Source organism: Falsirhodobacter sp. 20TX0035, assembly GCF_028307215.1.
In the GTDB taxonomy this organism is placed as follows: Bacteria; Pseudomonadota; Alphaproteobacteria; order Rhodobacterales; family Rhodobacteraceae; genus Falsirhodobacter.
Genome location: NZ_JAQMHV010000005.1, coordinates 178046 through 194955, shown reverse-complemented (window position 1 = coordinate 194955; position 16910 = coordinate 178046). Strand labels below are relative to the sequence as shown.

General features: G+C 67.1%; 17 protein-coding genes and 1 pseudogene. 9 read left to right on the top strand and 9 right to left on the bottom strand.

Translation table 11 applies throughout. The features are described from left to right. Nucleotides 1-32 precede the first annotated feature (32 nt). The 3 genes from PIJ50_RS08845 to mnmH form a co-directional block, all read right to left on the bottom strand. A complete protein-coding gene (locus PIJ50_RS08845) occupies nucleotides 33-509 on the bottom strand; it encodes a hypothetical protein (RefSeq protein WP_271974497.1) in 477 nt (158 codons plus the stop codon). A 128-nt stretch (nucleotides 510-637) separates the two neighbouring features. Next, a complete protein-coding gene (gene selD / locus PIJ50_RS08840) occupies nucleotides 638-1672 on the bottom strand; it encodes a selenide, water dikinase SelD (protein ID WP_271974495.1) in 1035 nt (344 codons plus the stop codon). Continuing rightward, the gene (gene mnmH / locus PIJ50_RS08835) at nucleotides 1669-2712 is read right to left on the bottom strand and encodes a tRNA 2-selenouridine(34) synthase MnmH (protein ID WP_271974493.1); all 1044 of its coding nucleotides are present in this window, start codon (nucleotides 2710-2712) and stop codon (nucleotides 1669-1671) included. The genes selD and mnmH overlap by 4 nt, the downstream gene beginning before the upstream one ends. A 146-nt stretch (nucleotides 2713-2858) precedes the next feature. Here mnmH and PIJ50_RS08830 point away from each other — a divergent pair, with 146 nt between their 5' ends. Together PIJ50_RS08830 and PIJ50_RS08825 are read left to right on the top strand one after the other, a co-directional pair. Further along, nucleotides 2859-3239, top strand: a complete 381-nt coding sequence (locus PIJ50_RS08830; protein WP_271974491.1) for a response regulator — start codon at nucleotides 2859-2861, stop codon at nucleotides 3237-3239. Nucleotides 3240-3681: 442 nt separating this feature from the next. Beyond that, entirely contained in the window at nucleotides 3682-4527 is an 846-nt protein-coding gene (locus PIJ50_RS08825) for a type 1 glutamine amidotransferase (RefSeq protein WP_271974490.1), read from the top strand. On the opposite strand, the gene PIJ50_RS08820 is transcribed toward PIJ50_RS08825, so the two are convergent. Then, a complete protein-coding gene (locus tag PIJ50_RS08820; protein ID WP_271974489.1) occupies nucleotides 4524-5594 on the bottom strand; it encodes a sensor histidine kinase in 1071 nt (356 codons plus the stop codon). The genes PIJ50_RS08825 and PIJ50_RS08820 overlap by 4 nt on opposite strands. Nucleotides 5595-5889: 295 nt before the next feature. Here PIJ50_RS08820 and PIJ50_RS08815 point away from each other — a divergent pair, with 295 nt between their 5' ends. Both PIJ50_RS08815 and PIJ50_RS08810 read left to right on the top strand, forming a co-directional pair. Further along, nucleotides 5890-6222 (top strand): hypothetical protein, encoded by a 333-nt coding sequence (locus tag PIJ50_RS08815; protein ID WP_271974486.1) that lies wholly within the window; start codon nucleotides 5890-5892, stop codon nucleotides 6220-6222. 46 nt (nucleotides 6223-6268) lie between these two features. Continuing rightward, the gene (locus tag PIJ50_RS08810; protein ID WP_271974484.1) at nucleotides 6269-7336 is read left to right on the top strand and encodes a M42 family metallopeptidase; all 1068 of its coding nucleotides are present in this window, start codon (nucleotides 6269-6271) and stop codon (nucleotides 7334-7336) included. Here the strand turns inward: PIJ50_RS08810 and PIJ50_RS08805 are convergent. The 3 genes from PIJ50_RS08805 to PIJ50_RS08795 form a co-directional block, all read right to left on the bottom strand. After that, nucleotides 7314-8678: a DUF2254 domain-containing protein gene (locus PIJ50_RS08805; RefSeq protein WP_271974483.1), complete on the bottom strand. Its 1365-nt coding sequence runs from the start codon at nucleotides 8676-8678 to the stop codon at nucleotides 7314-7316. The two genes, PIJ50_RS08810 and PIJ50_RS08805, sit on opposite strands and share 23 nt — an antisense overlap. A gap of 78 nt (nucleotides 8679-8756) precedes the next feature. Beyond that, on the bottom strand, nucleotides 8757-9257 hold the full coding sequence (locus PIJ50_RS08800; protein ID WP_271974481.1) for a YciE/YciF ferroxidase family protein: 501 nt from the start codon (nucleotides 9255-9257) through the stop codon (nucleotides 8757-8759). A 111-nt stretch (nucleotides 9258-9368) separates the two neighbouring features. Beyond that, complete coding sequence (locus PIJ50_RS08795; RefSeq protein ID WP_271974479.1) at nucleotides 9369-9968, bottom strand: nitroreductase family protein; 600 nt, start codon at nucleotides 9966-9968, stop codon at nucleotides 9369-9371. A 218-nt stretch (nucleotides 9969-10186) separates the two neighbouring features. Here PIJ50_RS08795 and PIJ50_RS08790 point away from each other — a divergent pair, with 218 nt between their 5' ends. The 5 genes and pseudogenes from PIJ50_RS08790 (at nucleotide 10187) to PIJ50_RS16415 (ending at nucleotide 14541) form a co-directional block, all read left to right on the top strand. After that, on the top strand, nucleotides 10187-11452 hold the full coding sequence (locus PIJ50_RS08790; RefSeq protein WP_271974478.1) for an ABC transporter substrate-binding protein: 1266 nt from the start codon (nucleotides 10187-10189) through the stop codon (nucleotides 11450-11452). 16 nt (nucleotides 11453-11468) lie between these two features. Beyond that, nucleotides 11469-12470 carry a carbohydrate ABC transporter permease gene (locus PIJ50_RS08785; protein WP_271974477.1) on the top strand — a complete coding sequence of 334 codons (1002 nt, stop codon included), beginning with the start codon at nucleotides 11469-11471 and terminating at the stop codon, nucleotides 12468-12470. Further along, a complete protein-coding gene (locus PIJ50_RS08780; RefSeq protein WP_271974475.1) occupies nucleotides 12470-13522 on the top strand; it encodes a carbohydrate ABC transporter permease in 1053 nt (350 codons plus the stop codon). The genes PIJ50_RS08785 and PIJ50_RS08780 overlap by 1 nt, the downstream gene beginning before the upstream one ends. Before the next feature lie 98 nt (nucleotides 13523-13620). Further along, nucleotides 13621-13959: pseudogene (locus PIJ50_RS16420) on the top strand (ABC transporter ATP-binding protein); the annotation flags it as partial. Nucleotides 13960-14049: 90 nt separating this feature from the next. Beyond that, nucleotides 14050-14541 carry a TOBE domain-containing protein gene (locus PIJ50_RS16415; RefSeq protein ID WP_442900720.1) on the top strand — a complete coding sequence of 164 codons (492 nt, stop codon included), beginning with the start codon at nucleotides 14050-14052 and terminating at the stop codon, nucleotides 14539-14541. 364 nt (nucleotides 14542-14905) lie between these two features. On the opposite strand, the gene PIJ50_RS08770 is transcribed toward PIJ50_RS16415, so the two are convergent. After that, nucleotides 14906-15898, bottom strand: a complete 993-nt coding sequence (locus tag PIJ50_RS08770; RefSeq protein ID WP_334212722.1) for a Gfo/Idh/MocA family protein — start codon at nucleotides 15896-15898, stop codon at nucleotides 14906-14908. Then, nucleotides 15895-16887, bottom strand: coding sequence for an MDR/zinc-dependent alcohol dehydrogenase-like family protein (locus PIJ50_RS08765; RefSeq protein ID WP_271974473.1), 993 nt, complete (start codon nucleotides 16885-16887; stop codon nucleotides 15895-15897). The genes PIJ50_RS08770 and PIJ50_RS08765 overlap by 4 nt, the downstream gene beginning before the upstream one ends. Nucleotides 16888-16910: the final 23 nt, after the last annotated feature.

The following is a 16910-nucleotide window of genomic DNA, read 5'->3' as shown; positions in this document are numbered from 1 at the left end:
GCGGGATGGAGCAGCCCGGTAGCTCGTCAGGCTCATAACCTGAAGGTCGCAGGTTCAAATCCTGCTCCCGCAACCAACGTTTCCGACCCAGCCCTCGCCAACCGCGGGGGCTTTTTGCTATTCCACATGTGGCCATTCGAAACATGCCCATCCTCGGTGAGGGACAGGATCCGGGCCAGTTCCCCGATCAGCTCGATCCGGTGACCGCCGGGAGCCCCCACCTCCGGGATCATTCGCACTTCCGAAATCAGTCCGCGCAGCAGCGTCGTTGCTTTGCGCTTCCCGTCCGGCGTTTGCAGCGCTTCCGAGAGGCGGGCGATCTCCGACCGGAAACGCGAGCCGAGGCTCGGGTGAAGCCGCAGGGCGGGGGGCTCGGGGCGGTTCGCCAAAGTCTGGCCAAGCTCGATCTGCCGGGCTTCCAGACCGTCCATCTTCGCCTTCATCGACGGATGATACATCCCGTCCTCGATGGCCGACAGGATGCCCGCGATCTTCCGGTCGATCTTCATGGTTGGTCGCAGTGACCTGATGTGGTCACTATTCTGCAAAAAACCACCCAGGATCCAGGATCAGGAACACGCCCCTGGACGGCCGGGCTGAACAGTTCGTTTAAGCGCCAACGGCAGGCGCTCGGCCTCTAAAGCCAAAGCTTCGGAAAGTCGGCCGTCTCGACCGCCCCAACAACCGCGGCGTTCGCAAATCCATGGCGGCGGAAGCAATCGAGCACAGCCTCGGCCGCGTCGGGCGCGCAGGCGACAAGGAGGCCACCGCTGGTCTGTGGGTCGCTCAGCAGGGCGCGGTCCTCGGGTGGGAGGGCGCCGTCGACCCGGGCGCCATAGCTGTCCCAATTTCGAGCCGATGCGCCGGTTACGATGCCCGCCCGGGCAAGGTCGCGCGCACCTTGCAGCACCGGAACGCACCCCATGTCCAGCCGGATCGCGCAGCCCGATCCTCGCGCCATTTCCAGCGCGTGGCCGGCCAGGCCGAAGCCGGTCACGTCGGTCATCGCGTGCACGCCCTCCATCCGCGCCAGTTCAGGGCCGGGGGTGTTCAGGGCGGTCGTCGTCTCGATCATCCGGCGGTACCCGTCGGCGTCCAGCATCCCCTTCTTCAGCGCGGCCGAGAAGATGCCGACCCCCAGCCCCTTGCCAAGAATCAGCACATCCCCCGGCCGGGCGCCGGAGTTGCGCTTCAGGTGGCGCGGATCGACCAGCCCGAGGGCCACAAGGCCGTAGATCGGTTCGACCGAGTCGATGGTGTGGCCGCCCGCGATGGGGATCCCGGCCGCGCGGCAGGCGGCGCTGCCGCCCTCCAGGATCCGGCCGATGGTCGTAGTGGACAGCACGTTCACCGGCATGCCCACCAGAGCCAGCGCGAAGATCGGCTGCCCGCCCATTGCATAGACGTCGCTGATCGCGTTGGTCGCCGCGATCCGTCCGAAATCGTGGGGATCGTCCACGATGGGCATGAAGAAGTCGGTGGTGGCGACCAGCGCCTGCGTTTCGCTGATCCGGTAGACAGCGGCGTCGTCGGAGGTTTCGGTGCCCACCAGAAGTTCGGCCGGGACGGGCAGGGCGGGTGCCGCGCGCAGGATGCTTTCCAGCACCCCCGGCGCGATCTTGCAGCCGCAGCCGCCGCCATGGGACAGGGAGGTCAGTCGGGGCTCGGTCATCGGTCACTCCGTAAGATGTCGGCCAGCCGGTCCGCCGCTGCGGCCAGCGTCTCGGGGTCGAGGCGCGCGATCTCCACCCGGCGGCGGGGGCGGTCGCTGCGCGCGCGGTGCTTGAGGTAGCGCGGATCGTAGTGCAGGGCGACAAGCTGGCCCGCCAGCGCCTCGAACGCGCCCGCGCCGGCCATGGCCTGCCATTCGGCGATGCGGTCGGCCGGATGGAACGGGCGCAAGAGGTCGATCGTCGCCATCAGCCGCGACGGGTCCGCCGTCACGTCGGCATAGGCGCGGGCAAGATAGCGGGCGCGTTCGGCCACGCTCGCCACGATCTCCACCCGGGGGGCGGCGCACATCGCCTTCCACAGCATTGCCGGCACGCGGCACTGCCCGACCTTGGAGCTTTCCGCCTCCACCACCACGGGCCGGGAGGGGTCGAGAGTGGCCAGCACCTGCGCCAGCCGCCCTTCGAACAGCCGCTGCGAGGGTTGAGCCCCCTGCGCGCCGAACAGCGATCCGCGATGGTTCGCCAGCCCTTCCATATCGATCACCTGCACCCCGCGCGCGGCCAGAAGATGCAGCATCTCCGTCTTGGCCGACCCGGTGTTGCCGTCCAGCACGATGACGCGCCCCACCTCGGCCTTCAGCTGATCAAGAACAAGGCCGCGCCACGCCTTGTAGCCGCCAACAATCGTTTCCACCCGCCAGCCGATCTGCGAAAGGATCGTGGCGAAGGAGCCTGAGCGCTGCCCCCCGCGCCAGCAATAGACCAGCGGGCGCCAGTCGCCCGGCTTGTCGGCCAATGGCCCTTCCAGATGCCGCGCCGCGTTGCGCGACACGAGCGCGGCGCCGATCTTGCGGGCGGAAAACGGCGCCACCTGCTTGTAGACGGTGCCGACGCGGGCGCGTTCCTCGTCATCCAGGACCGGCAGGCTGATCGCGCCGGGAAGGTGGTCGTCCACGAATTCGGACGGCGCGCGCACGTCGATCACATCGTCGAAGCGATGTGCCGCCAGATCCTGAAGGGTGGTCAGCGTGATGGCCATGCCCCGGTGTTAGCGGGGATCCGCGCTGTCCGGAAGGGCGATCTGCATCGTCGTCGCCGACGGCTCTGCCGCAAACCGATGCGCGGGCCATGGCGCGTGCGCCGCGAAGCGCCTGGGAAGGAAGGGATCACCCCGGAACCCTTCCCATGCGCTTGCTTCTTGTCGACGATGATCATGAACCGGCCGACTGGCTCATGCAGAGCCTCGTTCGGTGCGGCTGCCAGATCGACTGGGCCGAAGATGGCCGCCTCGCAGAGCGGCGCGTGCGGGCGGAGGATTTCGACGTGATCCTTCCGGACCTCGGTCTGCGGACGCTGTCGGGTTCGCAACTCTTGGCCCGCCTGAAGGCCTGCGGGAACAAGGCCGCCGCTGCCATCCTGCCGCCATCCTGCTGCTGCCGTTCCTCCTGCGCCGCCTGCTGCCCGCCGAGGCCGCCTGCCGGAGGATCGAAATCCACCTTATCGATGCGCCGCGAATACCGGGCTTTGGTAAGACCTGACGCCGGAATGAATAGGCTGTCGGCCTAAGGTAGAATGGCCAGATCCCGAACGCGACCGAAAGTCCGAGCGAGCGGGCTGTCGCAGGATGTGGATGTTAATACCCTTCTGGTTAGCGACACCGGTCCGACGCATCTTCGCCCAGCCCGAACAGCAGCCGTAGCCTACGACTGAGGCCTGCAGCCAAGTCGGCAGCACGCACGAACCCACAGGCCTCACGAGCCCAAGCTCAGTGGCAGCGAAGGATGGCCCGGGCGGCCTTATGCCGATGTCCAGGATCCGGCGAAAGCAGCCGCAAGTGATCCAGTATACAACACGCGTCGCAATCGCTAATAAACCACCTCGAACCTGCCTTGTCCGTCGACGGAAGAGTTTCGGCATCCGGCGCGCACAGAAAAGATACCCCAGTTGCACTGAACAGAACCGCCTTCCGCGCGTTGTGCCCGGTCATCCCCAGATAAAGCGAACCCTCGTGACCCTCCGCGTACTTGTCGTTGCCAGCGAAACCCCGGACCAGCAGAAGACTCGACGCAGATCGTCCGGTGCGGCCTCTCACGAAAGCTATGCCGACGCGCTGCGGCAGATGCGCCCGGATCTCAACATCACCGGCGTGTCCTGCGTGGAAGGGGGGGATCCTCTGACCGTCCGCGACCTGCGCGGCTTCGACGGGATCTTCTTCGCCGGCTCCCCCATCCAGATGCATGAGGAAAGCGAGGAGACGCGGCAAGCCGCGCGCTTCATGACCTCCATCTTCGAGGCGGGAACGCCGTCCTTCGGCTCCTGCGCGGGCCTTCAGATCGCGGTCGCGGCGGCCGGCGGGACGACGGGCCTGCGCAGCCCCGGCATCGAGGCCGGCTTCGCCCGCAACATCACCGCGACGGAGGAGGGCCGGTCCCATCCCCTTCTGCACGGCCGCGGCCTCGTCTGGACGGCGCCCGCGATGCATTCCAGCGTGGTCAAGACGCTGCCACCGGGCACCACGATCCTCGCCTCCAACGCCGACACCCCGGTCGAGGCGGCGGAGATCCGGCACGGCAACGGCGTCTTCTGGGGCGTGCAGTATCATCCCGAACTGACTTTGGCCGAGATCGGCGCCGCCCTGCGCCGGCAGGGCCCCGACCTGATCGAGGAGGGGCTTGCGGAAAGCGACGCCGCCCTCGACGCCCATGCGACAAGGCTGCAAACCTTGCACGACCATCCCGATCGCCGCGATCTGGCCTGGCAGCTGGGGTTGAACGAGGATGTGACCGACGCCGCCCGACGGCGGCTGGAGCTTGAGAATTTCCTGCGGAGGCTGGAGGAGCGGCGGACCGGTTAACCCGCCCGGCGCGCCGTCAGCTGGCAGATCACGCCCTCGGGCGGATACTGCACGGACATCTCTCCCCCGAATTCCGCCGCCAGAAGCTGCTTCACGAGGAAGCTTCCGAAACCGTAGGCCTTGGGCGTTTCCACGGGCGGGCCGCCCACCTCGCGCCAGCAGAAGACGAAGCGCTTTTCATGTCCGTCCTCCTCCACCGACCAGTGGATCAGGATGCGGCCGGTGTCGGTCGACAGGGCGCCGTATTTCGTGGAATTCGTCGCCAGTTCATACAAAGCCAGCGTCAGCGCGAAGGTCTCGTTGTCGCTCAGCGCGATGCGGGGGCCGGAAATCTCGAAGCGTGTGCCCAGCCCGTCCATGCGGTCGCGCAGATGGGCCACCACCTCGTCCACGCTGGCCTGCATGTCGACGCGCAGGGACAGGATCTCCTGCGCGTGGCCCATGTCGGCCAGCCGCGTGACCAGCCGGTCGCGCAGATCCTCCACCGAGGTCGCCCGCCGCGCGATCTGCCGCACGATGGCCGTCACCAGCGCGTAGGAGTTCTTCATCCGGTGCACCAGCTCGCGGTTGCTGACGGCGGCCTTGCGTTCGAAGCGCACGCGGTCCGTCGTCTCGATCACCGTGTCCATGAAGCCGAGGACGGCCCCGTTCTCGTCCGTCACGGGGCTGTAGGAGAAGGTGAAGAACGCCTCCTGCAGCCCCGAGGCGTCGCGGCGGACCTTCAGGGGAAAGTCCTTGATGAAGGTGGATTCCCCCGCCAGCGCCTTGGCGGCGATGGGGCCGATGGCGGGCCACGACTCCTCCCAGATGAGGGAGAAGGGAAGGCCGAGGCAGTCGCCCTTGTCCGCAAGGATCGGCTGGAACGCGTCGTTGTAGATGGCGATGTGCTGCGGCCCCCAGCACAGGCATTTGGCAAAGCCCGATCCCAGCGTCAGCGCCACCGCGATCTTCAGCGCGGCCGGCCATTCGTCGATGGGACCAAGGGGCGTGCAGGACCAGTCATGCTCTGCCACGCGGCGGGCCATGGGGATGTTCAGGTTGAGAAAGGAGCGGGTGGGCAGCGTCATCGTTCGGTCCTGTGCCACAGGGGGCAGCCACATCGGAGTCGGGCGGCACATGTCCACGGAACCGGCGCGACCGCAAGGGGCCGGAAGGCCATGAGCGACGAACCGCCGGAGGAACCGGTGCAGTACGATACCGCACCCATGGTGGGCGGCCGGGCGCGGCACCCTAAGCTCCTTTCCACGGCACCCGGTGCAAGGAACCCTTTCCATTCATCAAGAACCCCTTATACGCCGCCTGTATGGGCCGGCGACCGCGTCGCCCGACCCTGACGCGCCCGCCATTCTGGTGGTGGAGGAGATGGTCCCCCTGTCGCCAAACGCGCGCCTGCGCCTGAAGCATGCGGGCCTGCCCGTGCTGCCGGCCCCGGATGCCCGGGCAATGTTCGTGCTTCTGAAGCATTTCCCATCCGTCCGCGTCATCTGCATCCCGGTGCGGCCGGGCGCGGAACGGCCGGCCTGGGATCTGGCCGCGCGCATCCGCTTCCGGTGCCCCCGCATCGGGATCGTCCTTTTGGGGGAGGGGGCGCTGGCCCCCGACCTGCGGTTTTCCCCCGTTCCCAACGTCTGCACCTGCCCGGCGGGCGACCCAAACCTTCCCGACCTCTTGAACGCGCTTCTGGCGCGCGACTGACCCCGACCGGCGGTCCTCGCCGTTCAATCCTTTCAAGGTGACAGACATGCCCCGTATCTCGATCGACTTCCTCAAGGACCTGATCGCCGCGCCATCGCCCAGCGGTTATGAACAGCCCGTCGCGCGTCTTTATCGCGACCACGTCACCCCCTTCGCCGATGAGGTGCGAACCGACGTTCTGGGCAATGTCACCGCCATCCTGAACCCGCAGGCCGAGATGAAGGTCATGCTCGCCGCCCATATGGACGAGATCGGGTTCATCATCCACCACATCGGCCCGGACGGTCTTTTGTATTTCAGCCCCATCGGCGGGCACGATGCCACGACCCCGCTGGGTCAGCGCGTCTGGGTCCACGGCCGGTCCCGTCTTCCCGGCGTCGTCGGGCGCAAGGCGATCCATCTTCTGGACCCGTCAGAGTTGGAAAGGAAACCGGCGATGGATGATCTGTGGATCGACATCGGCGCCACCTCGCATGATGAGGCGGCGGCCTGCGTCAGCCTGGGCGACGTGGTCACCTTCCAGTATGAATACCAGCCCCTGATGGGCGAACGCGTGGTGGGGCGGGCCTTTGACAACAAGGCCGGCATCCTCATCATCGCCGAGGCGTTGCGGATGCTGCGGCAGGAAGGCGGGCTGGACCTGAACGTCGGCGTCTATGCCGTCGCCACCGTGCAGGAGGAGATCGGATCGCGCGGGGCGGAGACGGCCGCCTATGCCATCGGCCCGCAATCGGGGCTGGCGGTGGACATGGGGCAGGCCACGGATTACCGCGACGCCACCACCTCGCGCTATGGCAAGTTCGACATCGGCATGGGGCCCGCGATCGACCGCGGCGCCAACACCAACCACGAGGTGTTCCGCCTTCTGACCGAAGCCGTGGCCGAGGAGCAGATCGACGTCCAGATCCACGCCACCGGCAGCAGCACACCCACCGACGCGCGCGCGCTTCAGGTGACCCGGGGCGGGATGGCCACGGGCCTTCTCAGCGTGCCGCTGCGCTACATGCACACGCCCAGCGAGGTGATCAGCCTGAAGGATGTGGAGGCGACGGCCCGCCTGATGGCCGCCTATTGCCGCCGGATCACGCCCTTCACCGACTTCCGTCCCCGCTGAGCCGGGGGCGGGCGGATGGCTGGCGGGCCAGAACCTCCAGCGTGCGGCGGGCCTGCGCCTGCACGTCGCGCAGGTCCTGGCTATTGGCGACCTCCCGCTCCGCATCCTCCAGCGCCGCGCGGACCTGGTCTTCCAGATCAGTGCGCTGGTCGAGGGTGACGGTGCTGTGGGACATCTGCTCCAGCGCCTTCAGCAGGTGGATCAGCACGAAGGGCTTGTCCGCCGCCGTCTGCCGGATCTGGCTGAACGAGGCTTTCAGCAGGCTGCGGAAGCTGACCGGCGGAAAGACGACCCGCACCGCCCCGTCCGGGTCCCGGATCGCCCCCTGCGGCAGATTGCAGCCCAGAAGATCCGACCAGGACGCCGTCAGCCGCTGGATCACGGCCACGGCGGTGTAGGGGTCGTTGATGGCGGGCGACAGGGCCCGCATCGCGATTTCCACCAGATGCCGGATGGAGTATTCCAGATCCTGCACCGGCGTCCGATGCACGCCCAGTGACACGGCCCCGCGGAGCGTGCGTTCCAATTCGGGGGTGACGCGGTCGGGTGGATGCACCCCGATCGGGTCTGCGTCGGGCACCGCGAAATCGCCGGTCCGGAACGGCAGGAAGATCACCACGCCGGCCTTGCGCGCGGCGGCGGCGAGGGTGTGAAACTCGATCACCTGGACGTATCCGGCGGTTTTCAGGCGCACATGCGCCGCGTTCTCGGCCCAGTCATCCGGGGGGGACGCCATGGAGAAAGGGTCCGCGTTCCCCCGCGTCAGCGAGGCCACGCCGTCATCCAGTTCCTTCCCCACGGCCGAGATCAGCGATTCCGACACGATGGAGGTGGCCAGCGTGTGGATATAAAGGATCAGGAGCGCGAGGCTGATGACCGAAAGCGCCACCGCCACCGAAACGGAAGGGGAAGCCGTCGCCGGATCGGTGCCGGGCCGGTCGCCGAAAGAGGTCAGCAGAAGCAGGCAGTAGACGCTGGTCAGCATGTAGGTGCCCAGCAGGATCTGCGTCTGGAAGCTGGCCATGAAGTTGCGGATCAGGCGCGGCCCGAATTGGCTGGCCGCCAGCGTCAGCACAACCATCGTGATGGAGAAGACGAGGCTTGCCATCGTGATCATAGAGGTGAGAAGCGTCGCCAGAAGATCCCGCGCCTGATCGGGCGCCGCGACATAGGTGATGTGGCGAAGCGGACCCGTTGGTGCAGCCGTCACCCGACGGTCGAGAGCCGAGAACAGCGCATAGAGCACGGGCGCCGTTCCGGTCATCAGCGCGGGAAGAAGCCAAAGGCTGGTGAGCATGTCGTCCAGCCATCGGCGCCACCGATCGCCATGCCAACGGGCCATCGCGGCACCTCCCGAACGTCTTGTGGATAGGGTGGTCACAAAGGGAAAGGGCCCGCGCCGGCGGGCCCCGTCCGTATGTCAGGCCTCTTCGCCGGTGGCGGCGTCATTGATCACCGACTCGGCCAGTTGGGTCAGCTTTTCGTCCGTGGCGGTTTCTTCCTGCAGCGTTTCGTCCAGCAGGGTCACCGCCTCGTCCATGCCCAGCTTCTCGGCCCAGGCCTTCAGCGTGCCGTAGCGGCTGATCTCGTAATGCTCGGCCGCCTGCGCTGCGGCCAGAAGGCCCGCGTCATGCGCCGGGCTGCCCTTGAACTCGTCCATGATCTCGGACGCTTCCGAAATGATGCCTTCGATCGCGTCGCAGGTCTTGCCGCGCGGGCGCTTGCCGATCAGTTCGAACACCTGGTTCAGGCGTTCCACCTGGCCTTGGGTTTCTTCCTCATGCTGCTCGAACGCGGCCTTCAGCTCGGGGTTCTGCGCGGCTTTCGCCATCTTGCGCAGGTTCGTCGTCAGCTTCTTCTCGGCGTAGTACACGTCTTTCAGCGTCTCGTGGAACAGCGTCTCGAGGGTCTTTGCCGCCATCGGTCGTCTCCGTCCTGTCAGGGCGCCGGCAGGGGCCGGGCCGGGGTTTGGATTGCCGGGGACAACCTGCGGGCAACGGTGCGGTTCCCTTCGGATTCGCACCGAAGGACATCAGCCGAAGGTGCGGAACCGGTCGGCGTCCGCGATGAACGTCTTGTCGCCGAACGGCTTCTCGTTCGACCCGAAAGGCATCTGCGCTAGCAGCGTCCAGCTTTCGGGAAGATCCCACGCCTTCGTCACCGCCGCGTCGATCAGCGGGCTGTAATGCTGCAGGCTGGCCCCGATGCCGGCGTCGGCCAGCGCGGTCCACACGGCCAGCTGCGCCATGCCGCCCGACTGTTCGGCAAAGCGCGGGAAGGCGTCGGCATAAAGCGGGAAGTCCTGCTGCAGCTTCTGGATCGCGGCCTGATCTTCGAAGAACAGGACCGTGCCCGCCCCGGCGGCGAAGCTGTCGATTTTCGCCTCGGTCCCCGCAAAGCTTTCGGGCGGAACGATGGCGCGCAGGGTGTCCTTCACGATGCCCCACAGCTTTTCATGCTCCGCCCCGAACAGGATCACCGCGCGGGAGCTTTGGGAGTTGAACGAGGAGGGCGACTGGCGCACCGCCTCGCGCACCAGCGAGTCGACCTCGTCCTGCGGCAGGGGCAGGGCCTTGCCCAGCGCGTATTGGGTGCGGCGGTTGCGCAGCGATTGAATGGTGGGATTGTTCATGGCGTCCTCATGTCTTCGGCCTGCGTCACAGGTGCCTTTTGCGACCTCATGCGTCAACCTGCACGGGCGCAGGGCGGGATGTGCGGAAGGGACGGGCGCGCCGAGCCGCGGCAAATGGCTTCCCTTCCCGGCAAGGAATGGTATTTGCCTAACGCATGAACAGGACCTTTCCCCATGGCAGGCTATCTTTCGGCGAACGGCGGCCCGTGCGGGGGATCATGAACGTTCGAACCGGTATTCTTGCCGCGCTCTTTCTGTGCGTGGCCCCGATGGCGCAGGCGCAGACGGAACTGCGGTTTGCCTGCTATGCCGACGGCAACGAGTGCGAGGTCTACCGCGACCTTCTGGACGGGTTCGAACAGGCCAATCCCGACATCTCGGTGCTGGTCGACGTGGTGCCCTACCGTTCCGGCATCCTGGAAGGCCTGCCCGTCACGCTGGAGGCGGGGGAGGGCCCGGACGTGGCCCGCGTGACCGACATCACGGGGCTGTCGCGCCATCTTCTGGACATCCGCCCCTATCTGGCCGATCCGGCCTATTGGGAGGATGATTTCTATCCGTCCGCGTTGGTGCGGATGCGGCTGCACAACGACCCGCAGGGCATCTTCGGCTTTCCGAACCAGATCACGATGACCATCGGCTATGTCAACGTCACCCTGTTCGAACAGGCGGGCGTGCCGGTGCCGGACGCCTCCGCCACCTGGGACGACTGGGCCGAAGCGACGCGGCAGGTGAAGGACAGGCTGGACCTGTATTCGGGCATGACGATGGATCGGGCCTTTCACCGCGCCATCCCCGGCACCGTGGCCTATGGCGCGCGGTATTACGACGACGCCGACCACCTTCGGGTGGTGGATGACGGGGTGCGTGCCTTTGCGCGGCGCCTGGTGGACTGGCACGGCGAACGCCTGATGCCGCTGGACATCTGGCCCGCCGCGTCCGGATCGCAGGTTGTTCCCGGTGCCGACCTGTTCGAGAATTCGGAGACGGCCTTCCTTCTGTCCGGATCCTGGCTGCTGCCGCGCCTGTCGCGCAATGTCAGCGGGATCTTCGACTGGCGCGCCGTGCCCAACCCCTGCGGAGATGCAGGCTGTCCGGGCGGCATGGCGGGCGGTTCGGCCATCGTCGGCTTCCGCCACACCGCCCACCCGCGCGAGGTGGCGCGGATGCTGGAATATCTGGCCAGCCCCCCCGCGCTGGAGGCGTTCGCCGCCCGCACCCTTCAGGTGCCGGGACAGCTGGACCTGCTGAAGGCCGGCGTGCCCTATGAAACCGACGATCCCGCCGTGGCCCAGTCGCTGGAGGTGATCGGGGGCGAGGTGGCCCGCGTGTCCCCCGTGATCCAGAAGCTGGAGGTGGAACCGTTGCAACGCCGCATCCTCGATTCCGGTACCGCGAACCTCGGCCTTGCCACCAGCGGGGAGATCGGCGTGGACGCCGCGCTGGACCGCATGACCCGCGAAATCGAAAGCGCCGCCCCATGACCCGGAAAGACGCTGCATGGCCATGAACCCTCTGAACGCGGTCGGACGCTGGACGGTCGATTGGACGAACCCGCCCATGCGGTGGTTGCAGGCACGGGTGGGCGTCCGGCGGATGGCCTTCCTGTTCCTTTTGCCGAACTTCCTTGCGCTGGCGATCTTCGTCTTCCTGCCGATGCTGCTGAACGGGGTCTACGCCGTCACCGACGGCAACCGCGTCCTGCCGACCGAACGCGCCTTCGTGGGCCTGCAGCATTTCCGCACGCTGTTTTCCTGCACCAACTACCTCGACCCCGCCACCTGCGCGCCCGAGGTCTTCTTCTTCTGGCGCGGCCTTTACAACACCGTCTTCTTCGTCGTGATCGAGGTGGTGTGCATGGTGGGCTTCTCGCTCGCCACGGCGCTGGTGCTGAACCGGCTGGTGCGGGCGCAGGGGTTCTGGCGGGCGGTGTTCTTCTATCCCGTGATGCTGTCGCCGGTGGTGGTGGCGCTGATCTGGAAATGGATCCTGGACCGGCAGGGCCTTCTGAATGGCACGCTTGACCGGCTGGGGCTGGACGGGCTGCCCTGGCTGCTGGACGCGCATTGGGCGATGTTCTGGTCGATCTTCATCTATGTCTGGGCCCATGCGGGATTCTACACCCTCATCATCCTGGCCGGCCTGCAAGCCATTCCGAAGGATCTGTACGAGGCGGCGAGCCTTGAATCCGACCGCCCCTTCACCAACGGGCGCATCTTCCGCAAGGTGACGCTGCCGCTGCTGATGCCGACGCTTCTGTCCGTGTCGGTCATCGCCGTGACCAAGGCCTTCCAGGTGTTTGACGAGGTCTGGGTCCTGACCCGCGGCGGCCCCGGCACCGCCACCACCTTCGTGCTGCAATCGATCTACGAAACCGGCTTCACCACGGCGCCCCGCGAATACGGGCTGGCCGCGGCTATGTCGATCCTCCTTGCCCTGATCATCTTCCTGCTGACCGGGTTGCAGCTTGTTCTTTCCAACCGCCGGATGGAGGATCGCTGATGGGCGTCGCCACATTTCTGGGCCGCCGCGCCGGGGGCCGCAAGGCCAGCTTCACCGACTGGCTGTGCTACGCCTACCTGGCCGTCGCCTTTCTAACGATCGCGCTGCCGGTGGTCTGGCTGGTGCTGTCGTCGTTCAAGCCGGAAAGCGAGCTGACGCAGTATCCCCCCACGATCCTGCCCAACGCCCCCGTCCTGCTGGAGATCGAGGGCCAGCCCCGTCCGCTTCCGGCCTACACGATCGAGGGACGGGAGGGCGTGTTCGGCTTGCGCGCGCAGGTGGGCCGCATCGCGGTGCTGATCGACCCCCATCCGCCCCACGAACAGGTGCGGGTGGAGGCGACGACGATCACCCGTCTGGCCGAACCGCATCTGGAAGTCTCGAATTACACCGAGCCGCTGACGGCGCGCCTGTCCGCCTTCGACTTCCCGTTGTTCCTTTACAACAGCGCCTTCGTGACGATCGTCGCCACGATCCTGTCGGTGGTGATGAACTCCATGGCGGGCTACGCGCTCAGCCGCTACCGGTTCCGCAGCCGGATGGGGTTCCTGCTTCTGGTGGTGTTCGCGCTGATGATCCCGCAGACGGTGATCCTTGTGCCGCTGTTCCTGGTGGTGAACAGCCTCGCTCTCTACGACACCTTGTGGGGCGCGATCCTGCCGGTGGCGGCCACGCCCGTCGGCATCTTCCTGATGCGGCAATACATGCTGACCCTGCCCGAGGACCTGTTCGAGGCGGCGCGCATCGACGGCGGATCGGAATGGCAGCTGTTCTGGCGCATCGCCGTGCCGCTGTCGATGCCCGCCATCGCGGTGCTGGCCATCCTCTCGGTCATCTGGCGGTGGAACGACTTCCTCTGGCCGCTGATCGTGCTGCAACGGTCGGAAAACTACACGCTGCAACTCGGCCTCAACGCCTTTCAGGGGGAGTTCGAGGTGCAATGGCATTACCTGCTGGCCATGGCGGTTCTGTCGCTTCTGCCCGTCACGCTGATCTTCGCCTTCCTGCAGAAGTCGATCACGGGCGGCATCGCAACCACGGGGATGAAATGATGATCCAGATGAAGCCCGCGGGTCTTGCCCTGCACGGGGTGGTGAAGCGCTTCGGCCCGACCGAGGTCATCCCCCCCCTGGACCTGGTGGTGGTGCCGGGGGAGCTGTGCGTGCTGGTCGGCCCTTCGGGCTGCGGCAAGTCCACCCTCTTGCGCATGATCGCGGGGCTGGAGGAGGTGACCGCCGGCCGGATCGAGATCGCGGGCCGCGACGTGACCCATGCGGAATCCGCCCAGCGGGGCGTGGCGATGGTCTTTCAGTCCTACGCCCTTTACCCACACCTGACCGTGCGGCAGAACATGGGCTTCGGGCTGGAGCTTGCCGGCCGCCCCAAGGCCGAGATCCGCGAGAAGGTGGACGCCGCCGCCGCGATCCTGCGCATGACCGACTACATGGACCGCAAGCCGAAGGCCCTGTCGGGCGGGCAGCGGCAGCGCGTGGCCATCGGCCGCGCCATCGTGCGCCAGCCCGACCTGTTCCTTCTGGACGAACCCCTGTCCAACCTCGATGCCGAACTGCGCAACGAGATGCGGGTGGAGATCGCCCGCCTGCACAAGGAACTGGGCGTGACCATGGTCTACGTCACCCACGACCAGGTGGAGGCGATGACCATGGCCGACAAGATCGTCGTCCTGAACGGCGGGCGGATCGAGCAGGCGGGCCGGCCCATGGACCTCTATCGCGATCCGCAGACGGCGTTCGTCGCGGGCTTCATCGGATCGCCGCGCATGAACTTCCTGAACGGCGCCGCGCTGGGCGAACCGTCGGTCCATACCTGGGGCATCCGGCCCGAGCATCTGGCGATCTCCCCCACCGAAGGCGACTGGCCGGCGACGGTGGAGCTGGTGGAGAACCTCGGATCGGAAACGCTGGTGCATCTTCAGGCGGACGGGATCGGCCCCGTGATCGTCAAGCTGGGCCGCGATGCCACGTTCGAAACGGGGGGGCACGTATTCCTGACCCCCGATCCTTCCGCGGTCCGGCGCTTCGGTGCGGATGGCAAGCCGCTGCGCCGCTAGCGCCCCATCGCAGCTGATTCCAAACGGCGCTCCCGGCATATATCGTGGATAGAGACCATGGGTCCTGACCCCCAATCCAGCCGTGGTCCGGCGCTTCGGTGCAGACGGCAAGCTGTTGCGCCGCTGGCGTCCCTATCGCAGCTTATCCCCAGCAGGCGCCCTCGGCATAAATTCCAGATGGGGCCGTGGCTTGCTGACTCGCAATCCGACGCTTCCGCGCGGGCGGGAAGCCGTTGCGCCCGCGCGAGCGCTCCTGCCGTGGCTGGATCCTTCGGCGTAGATGCCCAAGTAAATACAGGGTCCGTGTCCCGATCCGGCCACAGTCCGGCGCAGAGGGCAGGCTCCCACTGCCCCAGCTTCGCCCCTAACGGGCACCCTTCGTATATATGTCGTCGATGACACGGGCCAGATCCACGTAACGTTCCGCCGCCGGATCGAAGGACGCGTCCTGCCCAAGGCGCGTGGCCCAGTCGCGGATCATGGCGATGCCCCACGGGTCCGGCGGTGCGGCGATCCGCTCGCTCGTGGTGCCACGATGCAGGCGCGCCTCGAAGTCGTAGAAGTCGCCGCCGGGGTTGGTCAGGGACAGCCCGCCTTCGGTGCCGTGCAGATGCACCTCGATCACCGCCTCGCGCCCGGCATGGAGGTTCCACGAACAGGCAAGGCGCAGGGCCGTCCCATCCTCGGTGCGCAGGGTGGCGCTGGCGTAATCCTCCACCGCGTCGGGGGACAGGCCGGGGGCGCCCTTGCCGTAGATCTCGGCCGTGGTGCAGGTCATCTGCGGGAAGTTCAGACACCACAGGGCCGAGTCGATCAGGTGGACCCCCAGATCCATCAGCGGTCCGCCCCCCGACTGCGCCTTGTCGTAGAACCACGGCTTGCCGGGGCCATAGGCGTTGTGAAACACCAGATCGACAGCGAACACCTTGCCGATGTCGCCCCGCTGCACCGCTGCATGGATGGCCCGGAGGGCCGACGTTCCGCGATAGGACAGGTCCACGTGCAACAGCCGGTTGCTGGCCCGGGCGGCGTCGACGACGCCCTGCACCTCAACGGCGCTGCGGCCAAGGGGCTTCTGGCAGAACACGGCGCAGCCGGCGGTCAGGGCGGCCACGGACTGTTCGGCGTGCATTGCCGACGGAGTCGCGATCACCACCCCGTCGGGTTTCGTGGCCAGCGCTTCCTCCAGCGTCTCAAAGACCTGCGCGCCGGGGCACAGGGCGGCGGCCTCCTCGCGCCCCTCGGGGAAGGGGTCGGCCAAGGCCACGGGCTCCACCAGATCCAGGATGCCCTCCATCCTGTGACGCCCGATCCAGCCCAGACCGACAAAGGCCACACGCGGCCGCGTCCCGCTCATGCGCAGGCCACCCAGGCCTTCACGAGGCCGTCGGGCTTGTCCCGTGTGGCGTCCAGCGCCTGATCCAGCGCCTCCAGCGGGAACATGTGCGTCAGCAGGGGGCCCGGATCCAGACGCCCGGCCTCGATCGCCTTGATCGCCTCGTGCACGCCGTTCAGGCATTTGTCGAGGCTGCGTTCATGCGCGTTGATCACGTCGATCCCGCGCCAGTTCCAGTTCTGCATGTTCACCTGACGCGGCCCGTCCTGATGATAACCCGCGATCACCAGACGCCCGCCCTCGGCCACGATCTCTCCGGCCAGATCCAGCGGCCATTGCTTGCCCACCGCCTCGATCACCACGTCGCAGAAGCGGTGGTCGGTCAGTTCGGCCACTTCGTGGATGATGGCGTGATGATCCTCCATCGGGATGGTGCGGGCGGCGCCCATCTGCCGCGCCAATGCCAGCGAGGTGTCGCGGCGCGAGATGGCGATCACGTCCGCCCCCACGTTCGACGCCAGCCGCGTCAGCGCCGCGCCAAGGAAACCCACGCCGATGATCGCGACCCGGTCCCCCGCCCGGATGCCGGACCGCAGGAAGATGTTCATCACGCAGCCGAACGCCTCGCCGGGGAAGGGGCCGCTGATGCGGTCGGGCAGGGCGATCACCCGGGCGGCGTCCACCACCTCGTGAGTGGCATAGCCGCACTGGCCCAGAAAGGTCACGCGCTGGCCAAGGGAGAGGCCCGTAACGCCCGCGCCCAGCGCCTCCACCCGCCCCCAGCCTTCGTGCCCCATGCCGCCCGGATCGGTGGGATAGTTCATCCAGTCCGGCCCGGCCCAGGGTTCCAGGTTCGACGCGCAAACGCCGCAGCCTTCCAGCCGCACCAGAACCTCGCCGTCGGCGGGAACGGGCAGGGGCATCTCCTCCATCCGGACTTGTCCGGGGGCCGTGACGCGCATGGCGCGCATGGCGGTGGTGTCGGGGGCGAAAGCGGGCGGCTGGTTCATCGGCGACCTCATCACTTGGGCGG

Coding starts and splice junctions, on each gene's coding strand:
- PIJ50_RS08845 (WP_271974497.1), bottom strand. CDS start 509: ATGAAGATCGACCGGAAGATCGCGGGCATCCTGTCGGCCATCGAGGAC.
- selD (WP_271974495.1), bottom strand. CDS start 1,672: ATGACCGAGCCCCGACTGACCTCCCTGTCCCATGGCGGCGGCTGCGGC.
- mnmH (WP_271974493.1), bottom strand. CDS start 2,712: ATGGCCATCACGCTGACCACCCTTCAGGATCTGGCGGCACATCGCTTC.
- PIJ50_RS08830 (WP_271974491.1), top strand. CDS start 2,859: ATGCGCTTGCTTCTTGTCGACGATGATCATGAACCGGCCGACTGGCTC.
- PIJ50_RS08820 (WP_271974489.1), bottom strand. CDS start 5,594: ATGACGCTGCCCACCCGCTCCTTTCTCAACCTGAACATCCCCATGGCC.
- PIJ50_RS08815 (WP_271974486.1), top strand. CDS start 5,890: ATGGTCCCCCTGTCGCCAAACGCGCGCCTGCGCCTGAAGCATGCGGGC.
- PIJ50_RS08810 (WP_271974484.1), top strand. CDS start 6,269: ATGCCCCGTATCTCGATCGACTTCCTCAAGGACCTGATCGCCGCGCCA.
- PIJ50_RS08805 (WP_271974483.1), bottom strand. CDS start 8,678: ATGGCCCGTTGGCATGGCGATCGGTGGCGCCGATGGCTGGACGACATG.
- PIJ50_RS08800 (WP_271974481.1), bottom strand. CDS start 9,257: ATGGCGGCAAAGACCCTCGAGACGCTGTTCCACGAGACGCTGAAAGAC.
- PIJ50_RS08795 (WP_271974479.1), bottom strand. CDS start 9,968: ATGAACAATCCCACCATTCAATCGCTGCGCAACCGCCGCACCCAATAC.
- PIJ50_RS08790 (WP_271974478.1), top strand. CDS start 10,187: ATGAACGTTCGAACCGGTATTCTTGCCGCGCTCTTTCTGTGCGTGGCC.
- PIJ50_RS08785 (WP_271974477.1), top strand. CDS start 11,469: ATGGCCATGAACCCTCTGAACGCGGTCGGACGCTGGACGGTCGATTGG.
- PIJ50_RS08780 (WP_271974475.1), top strand. CDS start 12,470: ATGGGCGTCGCCACATTTCTGGGCCGCCGCGCCGGGGGCCGCAAGGCC.
- PIJ50_RS16415 (WP_442900720.1), top strand. CDS start 14,050: ATGCGGGTGGAGATCGCCCGCCTGCACAAGGAACTGGGCGTGACCATG.
- PIJ50_RS08770 (WP_334212722.1), bottom strand. CDS start 15,898: ATGAGCGGGACGCGGCCGCGTGTGGCCTTTGTCGGTCTGGGCTGGATC.
- PIJ50_RS08765 (WP_271974473.1), bottom strand. CDS start 16,887: ATGAACCAGCCGCCCGCTTTCGCCCCCGACACCACCGCCATGCGCGCC.